The sequence below is a fragment of the Brevibacillus jepli genome (assembly GCF_047229145.1).
Taxonomy (GTDB): Bacteria; Bacillota; Bacilli; order Brevibacillales; family Brevibacillaceae; genus Brevibacillus.
The window spans coordinates 72,511-94,936 of record NZ_JBFEFW010000022.1 but is presented as its reverse complement, the minus strand read 5'-3'; the positions used below and the strand labels follow the sequence as shown (position 1 = coordinate 94,936).

Genomic DNA, 22,426 nt, shown 5'->3' with positions numbered 1-22,426 from the left:
CTTTTTTATTTCCCTCCTAGTGCCTTTGCGGCCAGCATTTCCGTAACAAATGCCTCGAAGTCGGCGTAGCGATAATCCGGTGTGGCGTAGAGCCATTCCTCTTGTCCGTACCACTCCAGCACAACAGACTGAACACCAGCGCCTACTGCAGCCAGTACATCATAGCGGCTGTCTCCGATCATCATGGCTTGCTCGGGCTGTTTACCGAGCGCCCCCAGTGCTTTTTGTACAGGTTCGGCTGACGGCTTGCCTCGCGATACATCATCGACGGTGACAATTGTCTCAAACAGATGCTCGATCCCTGCCATCTCCAGACCAGCCATTGTAAACTCTCTCTGCTTGTTCGTCACGATCGCAAGCTGATAGCCTGCTGCCTTCAGCTTCTCCAGCCCTTCTCGAATAAACGGAAAGAGTTTGACATGATCTTCATGATGCTCCCGTACGTAGGCGAAGTATCTCTTCAGCACTTCTTTTTTGTCAGGAACGCCTGCTGCGGTGGCCACTGCCGCCAAAAAATCATCAAACGATTCGCCAAAACGAGCGAGCAGCTCTTCTCTGCTAAAATGCCCCGGAGCGTACTGCTCTGCCGTAAAAGCTACGGCGTCCACGACCGCATCCCGACTGTCCAGCAAGGTCCCGTCCAAATCAAATAACAGCGCTTGAATCATGCATGAAACACTCCTTCCACAATAGGGGACTTCCGACTGAAACGGCCGTCGCTCCATGCTGCAATACTTCTTCCATCTGTTCCCGCTTGCGAATCAGCCCACCTGAAATGATCGGGGTATCGATCACGCTCCGAAATTCTTCGATAAACTCCGGCAGCATAGCAGGCATCAGCTCTACTGCATCAGGCTGTGTATCCTGCAAGGAAGTTAAGCCTGACTTAATCGAGTCGCTGTCTACCAAAAACAAGCGCTGGATCGTCAGCAAGCCTTGCTTTTTCGCCAGCTTGACCAGTGTGTTGCGCGTCGTCACGATTCCGTCTGGCTTGACGTAATGCGCCAGAAAAGCGATGCCTTCCCGGTCATGGCTGATACCGCCAATCCTCTCCAAATGCAAAAATACAGGGATATGCTTCGTCTTGAAGAAATCCACGTAGCCTTTGATCACACCGATATTGCCTACCGAGAGTACCACTGCACTCAAGCTTGCTTCTGCCGCTTTTTCCAGGTACTTCGCTTCTTTTACGGAAGCGATCAGCTTGTATTGTGCCAGTCTTGCCTGAAATTGTTCCTGGTTCACTCGCTTAAGCCTCCTTTGCCCAAGACAAAAAAACCTGCGACATGACAATGCCAAAGAACTCTCGATGAAAGTGCTTGGAAAGGCTGTCGGGGGTTTCTCCATGGCTCCAACCGAAGGGATGTGTTCACTTGTTACTTTGAATGGTACTGCACGAGCGTTAAGGAAGCTTAAAGGGAATGTTAAAAATGGGAAAAGATGTTGTTTAGGTATGGTTTACATGTGGCTGTAGTGGCGGGGAGGAAACAGGAGAAAACGCTCAGCTTCTTGTCCCACCCGCTGAGGGATTCACTGCCCGACTCCATGCAAAAAGCGAAACCGCGTCCAAAGTAGTCCTCTCAGGATGTGTTTCAGAGGTGGACGCTTAAGGGCGTGTTTCGCTTTTTGCATTCCGTCTCGGGCGGTGTACCAAAGATCTTCGCTTTTTTCTCCTGTTTCCTCTACGAGCTTTCCGTGTTATTAAGCCTGAAAAGATTGCAGAACGTAATCAGTTACGACAGAGAAGAATATTTCCAGACGTAGCGACTTGTGGAGTCCGACCGAGCGGAGAAGGGATTCGCGGACAATAGAAACGCAACGTGCCCATGCAACGTAGCGGCTACCACTTATGCGTTTCCCCGCGAATCCCTTCGGAGCGGGCAGTGCACTCTCCCAATTGGACGGAGCCTGGAGCCTAGTCTGGAAATATTCTTCTCCCCACTACAGCCACAGCTAAAAAAACACCCAGAACCAATCCGTTCTGAGTGTTTCTCTAATGTTCGTTACGAAACCGCAATGACTGCATCCAATGCGATCAACGCTTCCGCTTCAATAGCTTTTGCCATGACATCTGTGTGCGGGTTATACGAATCGAGCAGGTCTGCATCTGCATACCCGTCAATCGCCAATATAGAGCCTGCCTTCATGCCACGAAGTGCCCCAATGACGAAGAGAGCGGTGTTTTCCATCTCGACAGCCAATACGCCAGCTTTTTGGTACAGCTTGTGTGGGAACTCTAGGACCCCACTGTAAAAGACATCGAGTGTCAGCGTAATTCCCTCGACTACCTTCAAATCAGATGCGTTCGCACTCGCTGCCTGTACTAGCGCATCCACAACATGACGATTGGCGACAGCCGGGAAGCCTGCGGGAACTAATTGGCTGGTCAAGCCGTCCTGACGAACCGCTGCGGAGCTGATGACAAGGCTGCCTGTCTCGATTTCCTTTTGATAGGACCCGGCAGTTCCTACGCGAATGATGACCTGAACGCCGCCCTTCGCCAGCTCCTCGAAGCATACGGCTGCTCCCGGCGAGCCTACGCCATGGCTCACTACCGCTACCTCGACGCCTTTCCATGCACCCGCATAGCTGTGGTACTCGCGATTTTCCCCGATTTGACGATGACCGTCCAGCTTAGAAGCAATCAAGGCTGCACGTTTTGGATCGCCGCATACGATGACGCGTTTTGGCAGTTGCTCTGGATCTACCTTTAGATTCGTCAACATCTCAATCGAACTCCTTTTTCTCCCACTCATCCTCTGGGATCGGCAATGCTTCACCGGAGAACCGCTCTTCGCGAAACGGGTCTGCGACCAAGTGAAAGCCATTTTGCTCCCAGAAGCCGGGCTTGTTTTCGGTCATAAATTCAATTCCTCTGAGCCACTTCACGCTTTTCCAGAAATACAGATGAGGAACGACCAGGCGAAGCGGCCAGCCATGCTTGTCCGTCAGTCGCTCTCCATCAAAAGAATGGGCCAACAACACATCATCGCGCTCCAGATCAGCGAGCGGCACATTGGCGGTATAGCCATGATCACCGTGCAGCATAACGAAGGAAGCTCGCGGAGTCACACCAATCGCCTGTAGAAAATCACGAAAACGCACACCAGTAAACGCATTGTCAAAACGGGACCAGCGCGTCACGCAGTGAATGTCGCTCGTCACCGTCACCTGTGGCATCGCCATAATCTCTTCGTAGCTGAGTGTCACTTCCCTGTCTACCTCTCCGAAAACGCGCAGTGTCCATTCGTTCATGTCATACACCGGCACGTCTCCCTCATGCAAAATAGGAAAGCGCTCTGTCAAAATTTGTCCTGGCGGTAATCGTCTGGCAAGTCCCGGTCCCACTGGGGCAGGTACCTTCATTCTTTTGATCCGATCTGCCTTGTTCAAATCGCATGTCCCCCTGTCTTCGCTGTCAAAATGTACCATGAATTAGCGGGTGCTCTGCTGGTTGGTGCTTCCGATATGACTCTTGTTCTTCAAGAAGAACATCGCGGCAATCGTCAGCACATATGGCAGCATCGCAGTGAACTGCGTCGGGAGTGAAAAGCCCTGCAAACGAATACTAAGCGCATCCATCAACCCGAACAAAAAGCTCGACGCCAAAATGCCCAACGGATGCGACTGCCCCATCATCATCGCTACCAGCGCGATAAAGCCCCGGCCAGCCGTCATTCCTTCTGTAAACATCGTAACTTGCCCCAGTGACAGCTGCGCTCCTGCAATCCCGCACAAAGCGCCACTCATCGCAATCGCCAGCACCTGAAGTCCCGTCACCCTCAGACCGAGAGTGCGTGCCGCTACCGGATTAAGACCCACTGCGAGGACGCGGAAGCCCGTAACCGTCCGATAAAAGAACACATACAACAGAATCGCAGCCAAAAACGCAACATACACGAGCGGCGAATGACCAGAGACAATGCCTCCGATGACAGGGATATCGTGAATGATCGGAATCTCGACGGTTGGCAAGCCAGCCATATCCTTATCGTAAAACGCCCCTTTGACACCAAAGATCGCCCGCAGTGCAAATGTCGTCAACCCTAGCGCGAGAAAGTTAATCGCTACACCGACGACGATTTCGTTAGCCTTTAGCTTGATCGTCATATAGGCAAATAAGAGCGAAAAGACAATACTGACCAGCGCGGCAATCAAAACGGCCAGAAAGAGATTCCCGGTAAAGTGATTGCCGACAATCGCGGAAAAGGCACCGACCAGTACCAATCCCTCCAGACCGACATTAAAAATTCCGACACGTGCGCAGAGCGCTCCACCCAAAGCTGCCAACAAGATCGGCGTGACCATCCGAATGGTAGAACTGAGGAGGGACCAATCAAAGAGCTCCATGTGATTCCCCTCCTTTTGCCTTCCGCTTTTTCCACCAGTCGTAGCTGAACTTGGCAGAGATGAACAAAATCAACACAGCCTGTATGACGCTTGCTAGCTCCAGCGGCACGTCCGTATTGCGCTCCACTCCCATGGCTCCCGTCTGAAAAGCAGCAAGAAGGATCGACGTCACAATGATGCCAAGCGGATTCGAGTTTGCAAGCAGAGCTGCCATCAAGCCCGTCCACGCAAACCCCGGAACAGTCAGGGCACCGTCCACGAAACGATAGTGCGCCCCCAATACCTCGACGGTTCCCGCCAAGCCAGCCAGTCCACCACTCGCGAACATCCCGGTCAGCATCACCTTGATTCGATTGATTCCCCCGTATTGGGCGAACAGCGAGTTTTGTCCGAGCATCTTCACTTCATAGCCAAAAGGCGTAAAGCGAAGCACCCAAAACAGCACGAGAGCCGCGATAATCGCAAGTAAAAATCCTGCGTGTACACTCATCCCGGAAAACAGCTTTGGCATCCAAGCGCTTTTCTCCAGCATGACTGTCTGTGCCAGTGCCGCAGAACCCGAGCGATCCCGGAATGGCTCTGTCACCAGATAGCTCGCAAACAATACCGCGATATAGTTGAAGAGCAACGTAGAGATGAGCAACGGAATGCGATACCTGGCTTCCATAAAGCCCGGCAGCAAAGCCCAGAATCCGCCTACCGCCATTCCTGTGAGAATAGCCGCCACTATTTTGATCATTCCCGGTGCTGGCAAATAGATCGCGACCAAAGCAGCACTGACGGCACCGAGCACCATTTGCCCTTCCGCCCCCAGGTTGAACACCCCCGCGCGAAAGGCAAGGGATAGTCCCAAGGCAATCAGCATGATAGGCGTAGCTCTCGCAAGTGTAGAAGTAAAGAAATAAAAACTGCCAAAGGCCCCCCTCCACATTTCCTGATAGGTGCCCACAATCGATTCGCCAACTGCAGCAATGACCAGCGCCCCGGTCAACAACCCGATGACGACAGCCAAGAACGGCTGAACCAATGACTTAGATAGCTCTTTGATTGCTGCCATGAACGCTTCCTCCCGCCATTATCACGCTGATTTTTTCTTCGGTTGCCTCCAGGCGTGACAGCTCTCCTGCAATTCGCCCTTTATACATGACCAATATCCTGTCAGACAAGGCGAGAATTTCGGACAACTCAGAGGAGACTAGCAAGATCCCGTCTCCCTGATTGCGTTTTTCGATCAGTGCCTCATGGATGTACTCCATAGCACCAATATCAACCCCACGAGTAGGCTCAGCCGCAATCAAAAACGGGGTTTCCTGCCCCAGCTCCCGCGCTACGATCAGCTTTTGCAAATTTCCCCCTGACAGATTTCCTGCCAGCTCCTGCAGCTGTCGAGAGCCTGTTTTGATGGCAAACTGCTCCACCCAGCCTTTTACGACCTGACGGAATTTATCCCGCAAAACAACGCCGCGGCGGCTGTACGCAGGCTTTCTCTGATAGCCCATCAACGCATTTTCCTCGACACTTGAGAGCTTGGCCGTTCCCCACAGATAGCGATCCTCCGGTATATGCGCCAAGCCGGCATCCCGAATGGTAGCGACTGATTTGTTCGTCACGTCCTTGCCGCCTAACCGTACCGTTCCCTCCTGTGCCGCTCGCAGTCCGCTAATCGCTTGCAGCAGCTCGGATTGACCATTCCCGGAGACCCCGGCAATCCCTACGATTTCTCCGTGATGCACGGTAAAGCTGACTTGGTCGAGCAGCGTCTGCTTCTCTCGTACAGTGAGGTTCTCCACCTGCAACAGCGGGCCTTGATCCAGAGGAACCCGCGCAGAAAGCTCCTGCAATTCACGTCCGACCATGAGTCGTGCCAAATCTTCCGCGTTCGTCTCATCCCGCGAAACGGTTCCTGTCACTTTGCCCCCACGCAGCACTGTTATGCGGTCAGCTACCTCCATGACCTCCTGCAGCTTATGCGTAATCAAAATGATGCTTTTGCCGCTCTCCGCCAGGTTTCGAATCGTTTGCAGCAGATCACGTACCTCCAGCGGAGTTAGCACAGCGGTCGGCTCGTCCAGCACGATAATATCCGCGCCCTGATACAAGACCTTGAGAATTTCGACCCGCTGTTGCTCACCAATCGAGCAATTCGACACCTTTGCCTGTGCATCGATCGGAATGCGGTACTGTTCACTGAGCGCCCGCACCTTGTCTACCGCGTCTGCTCTTCGGAAAAAGCCGGCTTGCTTCGGCTCGTACCCGATCACGATATTTTCCGTCACACTGAATTCGCCAAAGAGCATAAAGTGCTGGTGAACCATCCCGATTCCGTTTTGAATCGCGTCCTCTGGTCCGCGAAAAACAACTGGCTTGCCATGTAAGACAATCTCTCCCGACGTTGGCTGCTCCATGCCGTACAGCATCCGCATCAGTGTCGTTTTGCCCGCTCCATTTTCCCCGACAATCGCGTGGACTTCTCCTGCTGCCAGTGAGAACGACACCTTGTCGTTGGCGGTAAACTCTCCGTATTTCTTGGTCATGGCCCTCATTTCCAAGCGATCGGTCATTCCCACTCCCTCATTTCTGTGTGTCCTTTCATGAAAATGGAAGACCGACTACACAGCCGTAGTCGGTCACATCCATCACTGTGCACAAGCTTTTTTACGTGCGTGTTTAGAATTTGTCTGGTACTTTGCGGGTGCCCGCTACAATCTCATCGCTGATCGCTTTCACCTTATCCACTACTTCTTGTCCAATAAAAGCGTTCAGAGGAGATTTGCTCTCATGCGTCACAAAGGTTACACCCACGCCTTTTTCCTTCAAGCCGTACGTGACAACACCTGGTTTAAACGTGCCTTCCACAAAAGACTTCACCGTTTCATAAGCTGCTGCGTCGGTTCCTTTCAATTGGGACAGAACAATATGCTCTGGATCGATCGTCGTACGGTCAACGTCCTGACCTGCTGTATAGAAGCCTTTTTCTTTTGCCGCTTCGAAAACGCCGAGGTCGCCTACTGCTGCTGCACCGTTAATGAAGTCAGCGCCTTTGGAAGCTTGCAGCAATGCCAATTCCTTCGCTTTTGCCGGGTCAGTGAAGCTTCCTACATAGTTCACCATCAGCTCTGCATTTGCATTCGTCGCTTTCAAGCCCTCTTCGAAGCCCACCGTCCATTTTTTCAGCTGCGGAATATCGAGAGCAACGACCATTCCCACTTTGTTTGTCTTGGTTGCCAAGCCTGCTGCTGCTCCCACCAGGTAAGCCGCTTCCTGCTCACGGAAGGTAACACTGCGAACATTTGGCAAATCGACTACGGTATCAATAATCGCAAATTGGCGGTCTGGATTTTCTGTTGCTACTTTTTTCAATGCATCCTCTGCTGTAAAGGAAGAAGTGATGATCATATCGTAATTTTCTGCTACCGCTACACGCAAATTCTCTTCAATCGCTCCATGGTCGGTAGATTCAATGGTTTTCACTTCTGCGCCCAGCTCTTGTGCAGCCTTCTTCGCACCCTCATCCATTTGTTGGAAGAATGGGTTCACGCCGATTTTCTCGGGCAAAATCAAGGCAATTCGCTTTTTCTCAGCGCCCTCTTGTCCTGCTGCCTGCCCCTCTTGTTTATCTGCAGGTGCATTTGTACCGGTTGAGCACCCTGTTGCCAATACAGCGAATGTTGTTAATGCCAGCAATAACTTCTTCATGATGTATCTCTCCCCATCCGAACTTTACGTTTTTCTCTATCCTATTAGGTAATGTACGGCTTTTTACCCAAAAATTCAATACTATTTACGAATATTATTCAATAAAACTAATTTATTGTTCGTTTATTTCTCCTTTCCTTTGCTTGCTACAACAAAAAAACTCTTCCCGGAGGAAGAGTTTGCGTACGGTGCCGTTCTCTTCCTCATCTGTCAAAACCATGGTACAGGTTTTGCAGGAATTGGCACCTTTCTGTTCATGCATACACATGTCCAGTGGTTGCCGGGCATCATCGGGCCAGTCCCTCCGCCGCTCTTGATAAGGTAGGTGAATATATTTAGTTGGAATGGAATTCATTCTAGCAGAATGGTTCGAAAATGCAATTCTTTTTTCTCAATTCCAAACACTTTTATAAGTTAATCAGGTTTAAAAAGTCGTCTTTTCAGCACCGAGAAATTGGCGAGAACCTGTTTTTAAACTACCTCTTACTGGTTTACGTGAAAGGTTTGCTGGAGACGATGAGACAAAGTATTCAGCTCGCCCAGCTCTTCTGTAATTTCACGCACTTTTTGATGCTGGTTTTCTGCGGTGGCAAATAGCTCTTCTAAGTTGGCTACAGATTCTTCGGTCACGGCCGTGATGGTCGACATCTCGATCGCGACTTCCCCGGAGCGTACTTTTACCCGGTCCATGCTGGAGCTTACTTGATCAGCCGCTTCCAAGAATGCCATCATTCCTGCACGTACTGCTTCAATCGATGCCACAGTTTTCACGGCCAGCTCGCGACCTTTGGCAACGGAATTCTCTCCATTGCTCATATGGTGTACCGCATTCTCACTTTCCTGGTGGAGTGATTTGAGAATATCCGTAATCTCTTGTGTAGCTGTCGAGCTTTGTTCTGCCAGCTTGCGCACCTCATCCGCTACAACAGCAAATCCTCGCCCATGCTCACCTGCGCGAGCTGATTCAATGGCCGCATTGAGCGCCAACAGATTCGTTTGTGTCGCGATCTGGTTAATGGCACCGACAATTTCCTCCACGCGATTCGCCTGTCGATTGAGCTGATGAATGGTAGAGGCTGCCACATTGACCGCCTGCACAATTTGCTCCATCTGTGCGGAGAGCTCGTTCATCATCGTGACGCTTTCTGCCAGACGACGGTTGTTTTGTTGCGATTCTGTTTTCATCGCGTTGGTCTGTGTCGTGACCGCCTCGATTTCCTGGTCAATGGATTGAACCTCTTCCTCGATCTTAACGGTAGAATTCGCCTGCGATTCCATCCCTGTGGCGACTTCCTTGAAGGCAACCATCATTTCATCTGTATTGCGCTTCGTTCCCTCCGCATGCTCATGCACATGATCGCTTGTACGATCAAGCTGCTCCGTCATTTGCTGGATGTTCATGAGCATCTCGCCAAGACGGCGCTCCTTCTCTTCTGCTTCTTGCCTTGCGTCGTGAGCTTTTTGCAAGGAGGCTTGTCCGGCGAGACACAGATAGGTGAGTCCCCCCACCATCATGAGAATAGCCACAATACGCAGAACCAGATTCAGTTCTGTGAATTCACCGCTAAAAATCTCGTATACGCCCGAATAAAACCCACCCATTGTAGTAGCGATCAGAAGAATTCCCGTAAATACGACGAGCTTCCAATCCAAATAAGCAGCCATGAAGCCCATTACGACAAAGGCGAGAAAGGCAACCTCAGGGTAAGCTGTGAAATGTTCGAAGGAAGTAGCATAATACATGAGTCCTACTGCCACAAGATAGCGAATGACCGTACTGTCTCTGCGAATGAAGTAATACGGTGACACGATAAGAGTGATCAGCAATCCTAGTGAAGTCAATTCCCAGAAGTTCTCATCAATCTGATAGGCAATGAGTCCTGCCATCCATAAATGATTCCATAGGATAAAAATCATAAAGCCTTCTTTGTCAGTCAAGGTATTGCGAATCAATTGAATCATAATTGCCCCCCTTTTTCTGGTAGTAACTGTTCAACAGACAAAAGACCTGTTACTTATGTATCGGATTCTCCCCCCATTATATAGCCATTTTGTTGCCAAATTTGTGAAAAAAGTAAGAACAGCCAAAAACAATTGCGAATAGGCTATTACCACATCTCATATGTACAGGAGGCAACGGGAGAAAAGTGGAACTCAATCAATTGCCAGCCACTGTGCTGACACGGACGATTAGCCGTCCGAACACGACGATTTACTATCCGCAATTGGCGGGGCTAGCCAATCAGCAAGCGGAAAAAGATATCAACCGGGCGATTTATCAAACGGTGCAAGGCTTAATTCACGAGCAGCAACGGGTCCAGGTACCGGGAAATACGCAAATGCAAGGAAGCTACGAAATCAAAACAAACGAGCGCGGCATTTTCAGTGTCGTGTTGAACAACTACGCCTACACGCCGCAAATGGCTCATGGCATGACCTTCCTCGGTTCCATAACAGCAGATATCCAGACAGGCAAGCTGTATACGCTGCGTGAGTTATTCAAGCCAGGAAGCGATTACGTCAAGGTGATTTCTGAAAACATTAAGCGTCAGATCAAGGAAAGAAGCATCCCGACACTAAACGGATTTACTTCAATTAAACCAGACCAAGATTATTACCTCGCCGACAAAGCGTTGGTCATTTATTTCCAGTTGTACGAAATCACTCCTTATTATGTTGGCTTCCCCATGTTTCCCATCTCGGTATATGAGCTGGAGCCGCTCATCAATGAAAAAGGTCCGCTTAGCATTTTGTCCGCGGACTAGTGTTCCCCCGTATTGATCAGCCAGGTGAGTGTCTTTTGTTCATGACACTTGTCTGGTTGTATTTGTGTCAGAAAATCCATTTTTTCGCCATCGAATAAACATTTACTTATATGTCTGGAACTGCTAGTATGTTAATGTACATATTTACTTAAGCAATCAAGTGTACGATATATCGGACCAGCTTTCCTGGAGGTATATATTCATGCAATATTATGGTCATCGAATTAGCCAAACAGCAAGAATATTCAGTAAATCATTGAATGGGATCATGGCTCCCATGGGATTATACAGCTCACAATGGGGTATTATTCTTTGCTTGCACTATCGTCAATCGTTAACACAGGTTCAATTGAGCAACTACCTGAATGTAGAAGCACCGACGATTACCCGGACACTCACCCGGCTGGAGGAGATGGGCTGGATTATTCGCTCAGAGGGCGATGACAAGCGTGAGCGCTATGTTTCCTTGTCTGCGCAAGCAATCGAACGGTTCCCGGAATGGCTGGAAGCTGCCAAAGAACAAGAGCAGGTCGCACTCCGCGGTCTTGATGAAGAAGAACTGGCTACCTTTAACCGCGTATTGAAGAAAATGAACGAAAACTTGAAGCCGTCTTCGTAGGACATAATAAATGACTTCGCCCAACTTCTGTTGCTGGTGAAGTCATTTTTGGTTAGCCATTCTTTTTCGTACTGCTGATTATTTCATGTAGCTCTTGTTCCAATTGAATCAGTTCAATCTGTATCTGTTGCTTTTGCAATTGTTTTTTCTGTTGCAGCACTTGTTTCTTCAAATCATTTGATTCTTTGTCATTTGATTGGTTGTCTGAAGACGTATCCTGATCCGGTTCCACCTGTCCAGTCGAGCCTATAGCAGCCAGGAAGGCTCCCAGAACTGCGATCCACCCGCCTACCGCTACCAGCTCATTCGCCAGATTTTTTTCGATCATCCTTCTTCCCTCCGTTTTTAGATGGACTCTCCTGCAAGTTCTTCTTTATATCTTGAATACTGTCTCGTAATTGAGCAATTTGCTGTTCAATTCGTTTGAATTGCATATCGTCATCGTTGTCATTGCCATTGCCGTTCTTATTGTTCCCATTGATTTGCTTGTTCAATTGGATGAGAGGCTGGATCGACTTCTCATTGTCGCAGGCAGGCTTTTGACTTAATCTGGTTGTTTTATCAATGGCCAGTATGACAAAACCAATCGAAATGATCCAAAGTGCTATTACAGCGGTATCGTCATCATCATCACAAAAAAACATAGATACCTCCATGCCAACAAAAGGTCGTGGTTTGATTATTGGCCCTTTCATACAATACGCTTCTGCCCAAGTCCTCGTGACATCCGGACCATTACTTTCCTGATGCTGTTCTATCATGAAAAAAAGGCCCCTCACCAAGCACAAGCGTGCCCAGCAAGAAGCCTATTTGCTTTTGATCTGATTCGTTATTGCATGCGTTTCGCGATATTGCGAGCCATCCAGACACCAGCAGCCCCTGCCTGAGCAAGACCACGCGTAATTCCGGCACCATCCCCGCCACAGAACAATCCCTTGATTTCTGTTTCGAATTCCTCAGTCAGCTTCGGACGTGCCGAGTAGAACTTCGCTTCCACTCCGTAGAACAACGTGTGCTCGGAGGCGATCCCCGGTGTTACCTTGTCCAGTGCTTCCACCATCTCGATCAGACTTTTCATCGTATTGTATGGCAACACGAGTCCCAAGTCACCCGGTACCGCTTCCTTCAGGGTAGGCTCCAGGAAGCCTTCCTTAATACGCGATTCTGTGGAGCGACGGCCGCGCAAAATATCGCCGTACTTTTGCACGATAACCCCACCGTTGGACAAATCGTTTGCCCGCTTGCAAATTTCTCTCGCGTACTCGTTCGGTTTGTCAAATGGCTCTGTAAACGTATGCGATACCAAGAGCGCAAAGTTCGTATTCATCGAGCCCAGCGCCGGGTCCTTGTAAGAGTGGCCGTTTGCTGCCATGACTCCACTGTGGTTTTCTACGACCACGTGACCGGATGGATTGCTGCAGAACGTCCGTACACGCGTTCCGACAGACGTATTGAAAATGAATTTTCCTTCGTACAGATGCTCATTGATTTCGCGCATGACGACATCAGACGTCTCCACACGTACACCTACGTCGACCTGATTGTTGTACATTTTAAGACGGCGTTTTTTCAGGATATCGGTCAACCAAGCGGAGCCGTCCCGTCCCGGTCCGATCACTACGTAATCAGCTTCGTACTCTTGGCCGTTTTTCAAGACGACACCTTTTACTTGATGACCATCAGCTTCTTTGACGGTAATGATATCCTCGACCTCTGTCTTGAACATCATGTCGATGTGCTTCTTCAAATGCTCGAAGATCGACTGGAGAATCTCCAGATTTTGCTCCGTTCCCAGGTGACGTACCTGTGCTCGCAACAGCTTGAGTCCAGCCGCATAGCCGCGCTGCTCGATGCTCTTGATCGTCTCTGTCGTCGGGTCCGTAATCGATTCGGTAGCCCCATGCTCCAAATTGATTTCATCCACATACTTGATCAGATCGAGTACAGTGGAAGGGTTGAGATAGTCTGTCATCCAACCACCAAATTCAGTGGTGATGTTAAATTTCCCATCGCTATAGGCGCCTGCTCCACCAAAACCGCTGGTAATCGAACAGGCCGGCAAACAGCCCGCGAATTCTTTTTTTCCTGCTGCCGGTGGGCACAGCTTGATCTTTTCTTCCAAGATTGGGCAGCGTCTGCTATAAATGTCATGCCCTTTATCAATCAACAGCACCTTGGCATTCGGTGCTTTTCTCATTACCTCGTAGCATGTAAAAATCCCTGCTGGTCCTGCTCCTACAACGATCACATCATACTTATTCATACCGTTCCCTCCTCGGAAGAATGAAAAAATTCCCGGCTGACGAATAGGGTATACCAAACCTGCCCTATTCGTAGCCGGGAATTTACGGTTCCCTGTAGAGACCCTCAAACCATATTTCTGAGGATATACGAATACAAATTAACTATTTCATTCGTCGAGCCTTTGTTGTTCGTCACAACAATATGTATAGTAGCTTATAAGGTGAATCAAGTCAACAAGAAACAACCTATTTATTCGTCTTTTAAACTTTATTTTATCGTAAACATGCCTTTACTATACACAAATACCAGAAAACACGAACATTAAAAAACGAACATTCGTTTTTTCTGCACAGAAAGCACATCTGTCCAGGAAGGAATCGATCACAATCAGGTAGAATAGAAAGAATTTTAAGAATATGCTCGGTCCATTATTTCTCTTAAAAAGGATGAGGCCTGTACATGCGGGATTATCGCTATTATCAGTCTGCCTTTGCCGGTGTTCCAAAGCCGTTCGCTTTCGTCGACCTGGATCTGCTGGAGGAAAATGCACAACAAATCTGTTTGCAAAGCAATGGAAAACCCGTTCGTATCGCGAGCAAGTCGATCCGAAGCGTTGCCATTCTCAAGCATCTATTGCAGTTGGACGATTGCTTTCGTGGTCTCATGTGCTATTCCGCGCCTGAGGCCTTGCACCTGTGCGAAGCGGGCTTTGATGATCTGCTGCTTGGCTATCCGCTCTGGGAAAAAAGCTGGTTAATCGCCATCGCCGACAAGATCAAGAATGGCCGCTCGATTACATTGATGCTCGACTCTCTTCCTCATGTCGAGCACCTCGAACAAATCGCCCGGGAAACGGGAGTCAGGCTGCCTGTCTGTCTCGATATCGATATGTCGTCTGATATGTTGGGGCTGCATTTTGGCGTCTGGCGTTCCCCTCTCCGTTCGTTGGAAGCTGCCCTTTCCCTCGCCAAGCGCGTCGCTTCCTCCGATCATCTCTATCTAGATGGTGTTATGGGGTACGAAGCCCAGATTGCCGGTGTAGGCGATCGGTATCCTCGGCAGTTTTTGAAAAACACCGTGATCCGACTTCTCAAGCAATACTCCGTAAAAGAAGTGGCTGAACGACGTGCCACACTGGTGCAAGCTATTCAAAATCTAGGTATATCAATGCGCTTCGTAAATGGCGGGGGAACAGGCAGCTTGCACCTGACCGGGAAAGAAGACGCCGTCACAGAGGTTACGGCAGGCTCTGGATTTTTTTCGCCCGGGCTTTTTGACTACTTTCAAGATTTTCGGTTTCATCCTGCCGCCGGATTTGCCCTGGAGATTATCCGCAAGCCCGCCGAACATATTTACACTTGTGCTGGTGGTGGCTATATCGCCTCTGGTTCTGCAGGGTATGACAGACTCCCCAAGCCTTACTTGCCCCCACAAGCAAAGCTGTTCCCCAACGAAGGCGCAGGTGAGGTACAGACACCAGTCCGCTATCAAGGCTTGGAAACACTGGAGTTAGGGGACCCGATCTTTTTTCGTCACGCCAAAGCAGGTGAACTCTGCGAACGCTTTACCCGGCTGTACTGCATTTCAGGCGGAAAAATAGTCGAGGAAGTGACCACCTATCGGGGGGATGGAATATGCTCACTGTGAGGAATAACGCGAATCGCTGGACCAATTGGACAGGGAATGTACAGAGTCGGCCGCAGCAAATCGCAATGCCGCAATCCGTCGATGAGGTTGTGCAGCTCGTGCTCGCCTGCAAAAAGGCACGTACGCGTATTCGGGTCGTCGGTTCAGGTCATTCCTTTACCCGGCTTGTCCAGACAGATGACTGCTTGCTGTCCTTGGATCAGCTGCAAGGAATCATCAGCGTAGATACTATTCAGCAAACAGTGGAGGTCTGGGCGGGAACCAAGCTCAAGACGCTCGGATACCTCCTGCATCAAGCTGGCTATTCCCAAGAAAACCTCGGCGATATCAATGCCCAGTCGATTGCCGGGGCGGTCAGCACAGGAACCCATGGCACAGGGATTCATTTTGGCAGCATTTCCACGCAAGTCGTGGGGCTGACAGTCGTGACCGCATCTGGTGAGGTTTTGGAAGTGTCAGAGCAAGTACGACCCGAACTGTTCAAAGCCATGCAAGTCTCTCTTGGTCTCTTGGGTATTATCGTACGCGTCAAACTGCGTGTCCTCCCAGCCTATCGCCTTCGCTATCAAAGTCGTCGGATGCCCCTCGATGAGTGCCTTTCCTCTCTGGAGAAGTTCAAAAGCGAGCACCGGCATTTCGAATTTTTTCTCTTCCCGTATTCGGACACCGTTCAGGTAAAATTCATGAACGAGACTACCGATCCCCCCAGTGGCAATCAACGATGGAGCTATTTGAAAAAAATGGTCGTGGAAAACGGCCTGTTTTGGCTCTTGTCGGAGAGCTGCCGCTTGCGTCCTTCTCTCACCAAAAGCGTCAGCAAGCTATCCGCCCAAAGCGTTCCCTCCGTCCATGAGAGTGGCTACAGCCATCAGCTTTTCGCCACCCCCCGCCTTGTTCGTTTTTACGAAATGGAATACTGCTTTCCAGCTGAGCATATGGGCGATGCCATATTGGAGCTGCGTCAGGCGATTGAGCAGGAGCGCTTTGCTGTTCATTTTCCGCTGGAGTGCCGTTACGTCAAAAGGGACGACATCTGGCTCAGTCCTGCATACGAGCGCGATAGTGCCTTCATTGCCGTCCATATGTACAAGGGCATGCCGTACGAAGCGTACTTTGCTCGGATGGAGGAGATTTTCGCCCGCTATGGAGGACGTCCACACTGGGGGAAAATGCACAGCATGACCGCTGAGAGGCTTCATCAGGTCTATCCGCGCTTGACCGATTTCCTCGCCATTCGCTCTGAGCTCGACCCTGACGGCTTGTTTGTGAACCCTTATTTAGCCGAGTTGTTCGGCATCTCCTGAAACACTACCTACACATAAAAAATGCCCCGACCAGTCTTAGAGCAGCACGGACAGCAAAACAGATGTACTTGGTCGATTTTGCCGCCGCCATAGGATTGTGTACAAGAACAATTGGATTAGCAGAAGCTAATAAACTTAAAGTTTCACCCGAGCCTAAGGTTGCTTTCCGATGTATTAGATGTGTCAGATGCTTATTTAGGTACCTTTGGGAATTTACCTGAATTGACTTTAAGGGAACGTATACTCCTCGGGAACATAACCGCAAGATTCCACCAGCGAAATCTATAAATGACGTTTCGAAGTTTTTGTGTATATTAATCCAGGAATAGAAACGGGCCTGCCCTTCGGTGTAACAGAAAGGCCAGTTCATTTTTACAAGTATTTTTTATTCGGACAGGTAGCATAGACCCAGTTCAGTTTAATATTATATTTGGAACGGCCTTAGACTTATCCCCTTTTTCCACAGGCTTCTGTAAATGCTGACCGAACTTACCAGTCGTAAATACATCACAGTTCTTCTATGCATAGCTCGGGTACTTCTGGTAACCACCACCTGTTTTCATCAGAATAATCTGCACTTAGCAGTTTAAATTGTCTTGGATCAGTTAATATTTCGTTTAACCTATAAGGTTGGTGTTGAAAGTCCCTACAAAAAATGAAACCAAGCTATTGTTTTTCACAATTTATGTAACAATCACACTTATTTTCTCGTCTTCATTGAGTGTATGTTAGTTTTTCAAATATCTATATAGGAAGGAAAATACTACCTTGAAAAAAAAGATGCTTCTGCTATTCGTGGCTGCTGTAGTTGTTGTGTTTGGAGTTTTTTATACCATGGATAAGATGACGTTTACCTCTTTTCAAGAAATTGCAATTAATCAACTAAACCAAGGAGAAGCCATTAGTATTGAAATCAAGCGATACTCTGATGATGCCCGAATATCCATAACTGATAAAAATAACACAGATAAAATATTGAAGGCTTTCGCAGGTATGGAACTTAAAAAAGTGAGCGATACAAAGCCAAGCGGAGCATACGCATTTAGAATATATGTAAATAACTTAGAAAAAGTCGGAATGGAAGTCCTTCAAGATAAAAACTACGTATGGATAACTCAAAATAATAGTGGAGAAGTCTATAAAATAGTTAATGACTTTGATCCAATAAAAACAATTGAACAGGAGAACCTAAATTGGGAATCACCTAATTAAGTAAATATAAAAATGGCTGTTCACAAATCGTAGACCCTCTAACATTATGAAATCAAAAACATGGATTTTTTAAAGGCTTTGAATAAAAAAAGGGTGCCTCTAAGTCGGAAAATCGACTTTTGAGACACCCCCTCCTTTTTAGTCGACCGGTATCCAACCGGAACCGTTATGAACTCGCAAGATGATACCTTTGCCTGTAATAAATCGAATAGTTTCACCATTTACATTATATTCAATAAACGGAAGTTCAATTTCCATTCTATTAATACGAGGGTTATCAACTAAATAGTCCTCCATGTACCCAAGTTCCCAGTAACCTGCCTTAACCATAGATTCTAGCGCATCTTTTGCACTAGGTGTGATACTTGCTACGATACCCGTAACTCCTGCTACAACTCCTGCTGGAGTACTCGCGACAAATACTAGTCCTAAGACGGAAGCAACTGCACCCAAAGCTGTCAACAATTTGGTATCACTTGGTTTAACAAGACCTTTATCGTAAACTTCTCGTTGTGCACGTTCAATCTTTCGAAGCTGATCTAAGTTGACAGTTAATTTAGCCGCATATTCTCTTGCTCTCATGTTTCATCTTCCTCCAAAATTTTATTCCAAGCTTATTTTCCGCGCGGTTATTCACTTGGTATTAATTAAAGTGAATCAAAGATGAAAAATAACAACCCGAATTCAAAAAATTATTATTTTCTTATCAATGATCGATTTTTTGTGCTATAGGTTTTGACGGCTCTAATCATCCGAAATACTATCTCTTGACGTATGTCCTCACGTACACTTATATCCGTGAATTTCAACGACTTCCGAATCTTTGGCTCAAATCTTTCTATTATCTCTACCATTGCACTCTCATCATTATTTTGTGCTCGCTTTACCAGTGTTAACAGGCTCATGTACTATCCGCCCCCCTCTAGCTGTTTTCTGAGCTTCAGTAGCGCTCGTTTCTTTGTTTTAGATACCGCTTGCTGGCTAACACCTAACAAACTCGCAGCTTCCGCCTCTTTGAGATTCCTCAAATAGAGAAGTGTAAGTATCTCCTGTTCGTTTTCTGTGAGGGCTTGAACAGCATCCAAAATTCTTTTGTCTGCTAAAACATCTTCCCACTCAAAGTTGTCCTCCCGCTCACTTTTGTCAGTGTCGCTAACAAGGCTGTCAACCACCCTCTCAATTTCATCTGTAGGCTGACATGCGTTGCCTATCTTTTGATTACGTACAGCCAACTCGATAGCTGTAAAACGGATGAGCGAGGAGATAAACTTAGTAAATCGGACTTCACCGTAGAATTCCTGAAATCTACTATCCAATTCATCGTTCCTCTGCGTATCGTCCGGCGAATTAACCACTCGTTGATATAGCTGTTGATTGTCTTCTTGCGCTAGAAATGCATCCTGCAACCTCTGATTAGCTACGTCTGTAAGTTTGATATCTAATTCTCTCCTCACCATTAGGATTATACGTTCGTATTTCAGGCAAAAAAATAGACGTGCCATATTACACAGCACGTCCCGAAACACTCTATCCATTTTACCAAACAGCCTATTTCTCCAACTTAATATTCCTGTAGTGCAAACTTTTGTAAGTATATGTAATTTTGGATACTCATGCTTTACAATCGAAAAAATCATCTCAAAAATCACAAATCCCCTCACCCAATTGGGGCTGTTGACAAAGCCTTAACTCATAGAGTATCAAAGGGACCCTGTAGAATTAAGTTCTATGCGGTTTTCTTTTTGGAGAGATATAACATGATGGGAGTAGATGGAGACAAGCAACCTTAACTTCACTTTTTCCATTTAGAAGATTATGTACAGAAAGAACATTTGCTTCAGATCGAACGAACAAGAGGGGGATTCGAAATATACTCGAATACTGCCTCTTTTCAGCGTTGGCCCAAAATATAAAACGAATGATGAAAGCCCTGCCAGCATAAGATACCTGCCAGTTCACATACGCTAAAAATACAAAATGGGTTAGGGACAAAAATCCCTAACCCATTTTGTCAACAGCCACATCATCATGGCAGGGGCATTTTTGTATCGAGCAGGAGGCTTAGCCTTGCGTTGGGAGATTCGGTTTATGCGCCTTTTTGCGTCCATACCGCACATAATAGAAGGTATAGAACAACACCAGCGCGCCGATTCCATAGAAGAGTCCAATTCGCTGTGTCGGGTCAAACGCCGGGAAGATCAGAATGAATGTGCAAATCGCCAGACACAAGAGCGGCATCACCGGGTAAAACGGTGCGACGAACTGCAAATCTTCTACTTTTCCACCCTCCCGCAAGTATTGACGGCGGAAATTGAATTGAGAGAGTGCAATCCCCATCCATGTAAACGTGACTGCGATACCGGATACAGACATGAGCAGCACGTATACCGTATCGGCAGCAACAACGCTCGTCAACAGAGACAATAACGAGAATGCCAACGTCGCCAAGAGTGCGTTCAGCGGTACTTTGCGCTTGGTCAACTTGCCAAACACAGGATGCGCCATGTTGCTATGGGACAGTGACCACAGCAAGCGAGTCGCTGCATACAAGCAGGAGTTACCGACAGACAGCAGCGCAGTCAAGATGACGAAGTTCATGATATCTGCCGCAAACGGAATGCCTACTGCATCAAATACCGTGACAAACGGACTTTCCAAAAGTCCCAGCTCACTCGACGGGAAGAGAGCGGACAAAATCGTGATGGAAGCGACATAGAACACGAGAATACGGAACACGACGTTGCGAATCGCCCGCGGAATGGTTTTCTGCGGGTTTTCTGCTTCCCCTGCCGCGATTCCGATCAGCTCAGAGCCCTGGTACGAGAATACGACGTTCATCATCGTAATAAAGACAATCGCAATGCCAAACGGGAATAGTCCCCCATCTGCCGTGAAGTTCGAGAAATACGGAGCCGGTCTTCCATCCATACTGACAATACCGAAAATAGCACCTAGTCCGACAATAATGAAAATAAGGACAGCGAGTACTTTGATGCCAGCAAACCAGTATTCGGTTTCAGCAAACCCTTTTGTCGTCAGCGCATTGAAGGTAAAGAGCAAGACGATAAAGACGGCGCACCATATCCATATGGGCGTATCCGGGAACCATCGCTGCATCACCATACCCGCAGCCGTGAACTCTACCCCGGCAGTCGTGGCAGACCCGAGCCAATACATCCATCCGAGTGTAAACCCGCTTGCGGGTCCTATGTACTTGCTGGCATACGCCTGGAAGGAGCCTGTCACAGGCATTTTTACAGCGAGCTCACCCAGGCAAGTCATGACTAGATACAGCAAAATCCCTCCAATGATATAGGCGACAAGCGCTCCGCCAGGTCCAGCCTGGTTGATCGTGAAGCCTGCATTGAGGAAGAGTCCTGTACCGATCACTCCACCGAGTGAGAGCATAAACAAGTGGCGACTTTTCATCGAGCGTTGAAGCTGTGTGTCTTTTTCATTCCCAGTGTTCATATGATTCCTCTCTTTCACCAGCTCTTTAACGGAATAAAGAATACGAACAAAAGAAAACCAGCTTGTTGCAAGGTCTTGCAAGGTCTACCGATAAAAGAAAGAACTGCCTGCGTTAGAAGCGCAGGGACAGGCAGCTCAATCCTCCGTCTTGTTTACGGAATTCAGACATATCCAGCTCAATCACATTGTAGCCAGCGTCGGTGATTTGCTTTTTCGTGCTCTCAAAGCCTTTTGGAATAATGACGTAGTCGTTGATATGGATGCAGTTCGCGGAGTATTCTACTTCTTTTTCCACGACCAGATGCTTGTAGTTGCTAAATACTTCGGAATCGATGAACTCCCCGGCCAGAACCAGCAAGTCATTGCCCAGGTAGGCGATTCCCGTTTTCAGATGGAAAAACTCTTTCAGCGGAACAATGGTGACTTCATAGCCGTATTTGGAGAGAATCTCGCGGAACTGGATCGCTCCTTCTTCATTCGTGCGAGTAGACAGACCCACGTAGAAATGGTTGTCTACCTGCATGACATCTCCACCATCAAGGAAGCCAGGGGCCTTAATATATTCAATCGTGTCATAAAAACGAGGAAGCACCAGTTTCATATCCTCAATTTCACCATTGCGGCTGTCTGCACCTGGATTCGTGATGACTGCGCATTTTTCCGTGAGGACCGCTGTATCTTCGACAAAGGTAGAATCCGGGAAACGCTCGTCCGCTTCCAGTACGGTCACTTCCAGCCCAGTCTGTTTCAGAGCTTCTACGTAAGCAGCATGCTGCTTGAGAGCAAGTGCCAAATCAGGTGTACCTAAATCAGAAGTCGTCAAACCATTCACATAGCTATTTCCCGGTTTTCTTACAATCGCACGCGAAAATTTCATGATGATAGATCTCCCTTCTGTTTTTGAAGCTTGGTTTTTGAACGGTTTTTTACTAACATCTGGCGACGGAGAATCGCGCATGTAAACGCTTCCGCATTTGCTACTGTGCTTGACCACCGTCACCATGTTGCATTCAATCTTCTCTGAGCACTCACTCAGGATTATTCCGCATTGTGGAACCGCTTCTACAATACAAAATTACACTCCTAATGTAAAATAGTTTCAAATTTTTTGTCAACGA

The 22,426-nt window shown here is 48.1% G+C and carries 22 protein-coding genes and 2 riboswitches; of the genes, 5 read left to right on the top strand and 17 right to left on the bottom strand.

The window, feature by feature from the left end:
• Window positions 1–5 precede the first annotated feature (5 nt).
• The 9 genes from AB1L17_RS22070 to AB1L17_RS22030 all read right to left on the bottom strand — a co-directional run bounded on the left by AB1L17_RS22070 (window position 6) and on the right by AB1L17_RS22030 (window position 10,008).
• Window positions 6–668, bottom strand: a complete 663-nt coding sequence (locus tag AB1L17_RS22070) for an HAD family hydrolase (protein ID WP_412847274.1) — start codon at window positions 666–668, stop codon at window positions 6–8.
• Window positions 646–1,245, bottom strand: coding sequence for a glycerol-3-phosphate responsive antiterminator (locus AB1L17_RS22065; protein WP_412847273.1), 600 nt, complete (start codon window positions 1,243–1,245; stop codon window positions 646–648). The genes AB1L17_RS22070 and AB1L17_RS22065 overlap by 23 nt, the downstream gene beginning before the upstream one ends.
• 758 nt (window positions 1,246–2,003) lie before the next feature.
• Window positions 2,004–2,726, bottom strand: coding sequence for a nucleoside phosphorylase (locus tag AB1L17_RS22060; RefSeq protein WP_412847272.1), 723 nt, complete (start codon window positions 2,724–2,726; stop codon window positions 2,004–2,006).
• Between the two features lies 1 nt (window position 2,727).
• A complete protein-coding gene (locus tag AB1L17_RS22055) occupies window positions 2,728–3,393 on the bottom strand; it encodes a sulfite oxidase-like oxidoreductase (protein ID WP_412847271.1) in 666 nt (221 codons plus the stop codon).
• 42 nt (window positions 3,394–3,435) lie between these two features.
• Window positions 3,436–4,350 (bottom strand): ABC transporter permease, encoded by a 915-nt coding sequence (locus AB1L17_RS22050; RefSeq protein WP_412847270.1) that lies wholly within the window; start codon window positions 4,348–4,350, stop codon window positions 3,436–3,438.
• Window positions 4,337–5,407 (bottom strand): ABC transporter permease, encoded by a 1,071-nt coding sequence (locus tag AB1L17_RS22045; RefSeq protein ID WP_412847269.1) that lies wholly within the window; start codon window positions 5,405–5,407, stop codon window positions 4,337–4,339. Before AB1L17_RS22045 ends, AB1L17_RS22050 begins: the two co-directional genes overlap by 14 nt.
• Window positions 5,382–6,911 carry an ABC transporter ATP-binding protein gene (locus AB1L17_RS22040; RefSeq protein ID WP_412847268.1) on the bottom strand — a complete coding sequence of 510 codons (1,530 nt, stop codon included), beginning with the start codon at window positions 6,909–6,911 and terminating at the stop codon, window positions 5,382–5,384. Before AB1L17_RS22040 ends, AB1L17_RS22045 begins: the two co-directional genes overlap by 26 nt.
• Before the next feature lie 106 nt (window positions 6,912–7,017).
• Window positions 7,018–8,046 (bottom strand): BMP family lipoprotein, encoded by a 1,029-nt coding sequence (locus AB1L17_RS22035; protein ID WP_412847267.1) that lies wholly within the window; start codon window positions 8,044–8,046, stop codon window positions 7,018–7,020.
• Window positions 8,047–8,246: 200 nt separating this feature from the next.
• A riboswitch (SAM riboswitch) is annotated at window positions 8,247–8,369 on the bottom strand.
• Window positions 8,370–8,529: 160 nt separating this feature from the next.
• A complete protein-coding gene (locus AB1L17_RS22030; protein WP_412847266.1) occupies window positions 8,530–10,008 on the bottom strand; it encodes a methyl-accepting chemotaxis protein in 1,479 nt (492 codons plus the stop codon).
• A gap of 185 nt (window positions 10,009–10,193) precedes the next feature.
• On the opposite strand from AB1L17_RS22030, the gene AB1L17_RS22025 reads away from it, so the two are divergent.
• Both AB1L17_RS22025 and AB1L17_RS22020 read left to right on the top strand, forming a co-directional pair.
• Window positions 10,194–10,811 carry a PdaC/RsiV family protein gene (locus AB1L17_RS22025; RefSeq protein ID WP_412847265.1) on the top strand — a complete coding sequence of 206 codons (618 nt, stop codon included), beginning with the start codon at window positions 10,194–10,196 and terminating at the stop codon, window positions 10,809–10,811.
• A 202-nt stretch (window positions 10,812–11,013) separates the two neighbouring features.
• Entirely contained in the window at window positions 11,014–11,430 is a 417-nt protein-coding gene (locus AB1L17_RS22020) for a MarR family winged helix-turn-helix transcriptional regulator (protein ID WP_412847264.1), read from the top strand.
• Window positions 11,431–11,482: 52 nt separating this feature from the next.
• Here AB1L17_RS22020 and AB1L17_RS22015 read toward each other — a convergent pair whose 3' ends face one another.
• The 3 genes from AB1L17_RS22015 to AB1L17_RS22005 form a co-directional block, all read right to left on the bottom strand.
• Window positions 11,483–11,758 carry a hypothetical protein gene (locus AB1L17_RS22015; RefSeq protein ID WP_412847263.1) on the bottom strand — a complete coding sequence of 92 codons (276 nt, stop codon included), beginning with the start codon at window positions 11,756–11,758 and terminating at the stop codon, window positions 11,483–11,485.
• Window positions 11,733–12,191, bottom strand: coding sequence for a hypothetical protein (locus AB1L17_RS22010; protein WP_412847262.1), 459 nt, complete (start codon window positions 12,189–12,191; stop codon window positions 11,733–11,735). Before AB1L17_RS22010 ends, AB1L17_RS22015 begins: the two co-directional genes overlap by 26 nt.
• Before the next feature lie 68 nt (window positions 12,192–12,259).
• Window positions 12,260–13,693: an NAD(P)/FAD-dependent oxidoreductase gene (locus tag AB1L17_RS22005; protein ID WP_412847261.1), complete on the bottom strand. Its 1,434-nt coding sequence runs from the start codon at window positions 13,691–13,693 to the stop codon at window positions 12,260–12,262.
• A 51-nt stretch (window positions 13,694–13,744) separates the two neighbouring features.
• Window positions 13,745–13,844, bottom strand: a riboswitch (purine riboswitch).
• Window positions 13,845–14,133: 289 nt separating this feature from the next.
• Between AB1L17_RS22005 and AB1L17_RS22000 the strand changes: the two genes are divergently transcribed.
• From AB1L17_RS22000 to AB1L17_RS21990, 3 genes are all read left to right on the top strand, one after another.
• Complete coding sequence (locus AB1L17_RS22000) at window positions 14,134–15,321, top strand: amino acid deaminase/aldolase (RefSeq protein WP_412847260.1); 1,188 nt, start codon at window positions 14,134–14,136, stop codon at window positions 15,319–15,321.
• Complete coding sequence (locus AB1L17_RS21995) at window positions 15,309–16,625, top strand: D-arabinono-1,4-lactone oxidase (protein WP_412847259.1); 1,317 nt, start codon at window positions 15,309–15,311, stop codon at window positions 16,623–16,625. Before AB1L17_RS22000 ends, AB1L17_RS21995 begins: the two co-directional genes overlap by 13 nt.
• A gap of 768 nt (window positions 16,626–17,393) precedes the next feature.
• Window positions 17,394–17,837 (top strand): hypothetical protein, encoded by a 444-nt coding sequence (locus AB1L17_RS21990; protein ID WP_412847258.1) that lies wholly within the window; start codon window positions 17,394–17,396, stop codon window positions 17,835–17,837.
• Between the two features lie 138 nt (window positions 17,838–17,975).
• Here the strand turns inward: AB1L17_RS21990 and AB1L17_RS21985 are convergent, their stop codons facing one another.
• From AB1L17_RS21985 to AB1L17_RS21965, 5 genes are all read right to left on the bottom strand, one after another.
• Entirely contained in the window at window positions 17,976–18,419 is a 444-nt protein-coding gene (locus tag AB1L17_RS21985; RefSeq protein WP_056489293.1) for a hypothetical protein, read from the bottom strand.
• A gap of 113 nt (window positions 18,420–18,532) precedes the next feature.
• A complete protein-coding gene (locus tag AB1L17_RS21980) occupies window positions 18,533–18,742 on the bottom strand; it encodes a helix-turn-helix domain-containing protein (protein WP_412847257.1) in 210 nt (69 codons plus the stop codon).
• Between the two features lie 3 nt (window positions 18,743–18,745).
• Entirely contained in the window at window positions 18,746–19,486 is a 741-nt protein-coding gene (locus AB1L17_RS21975; protein WP_412847256.1) for a sigma-70 family RNA polymerase sigma factor, read from the bottom strand.
• Between the two features lie 412 nt (window positions 19,487–19,898).
• Window positions 19,899–21,308, bottom strand: coding sequence for an amino acid permease (locus AB1L17_RS21970; protein ID WP_412847255.1), 1,410 nt, complete (start codon window positions 21,306–21,308; stop codon window positions 19,899–19,901).
• Between the two features lie 112 nt (window positions 21,309–21,420).
• Window positions 21,421–22,185, bottom strand: a complete 765-nt coding sequence (locus tag AB1L17_RS21965) for a dimethylarginine dimethylaminohydrolase family protein (protein ID WP_412847254.1) — start codon at window positions 22,183–22,185, stop codon at window positions 21,421–21,423.
• Window positions 22,186–22,426: the final 241 nt, after the last annotated feature.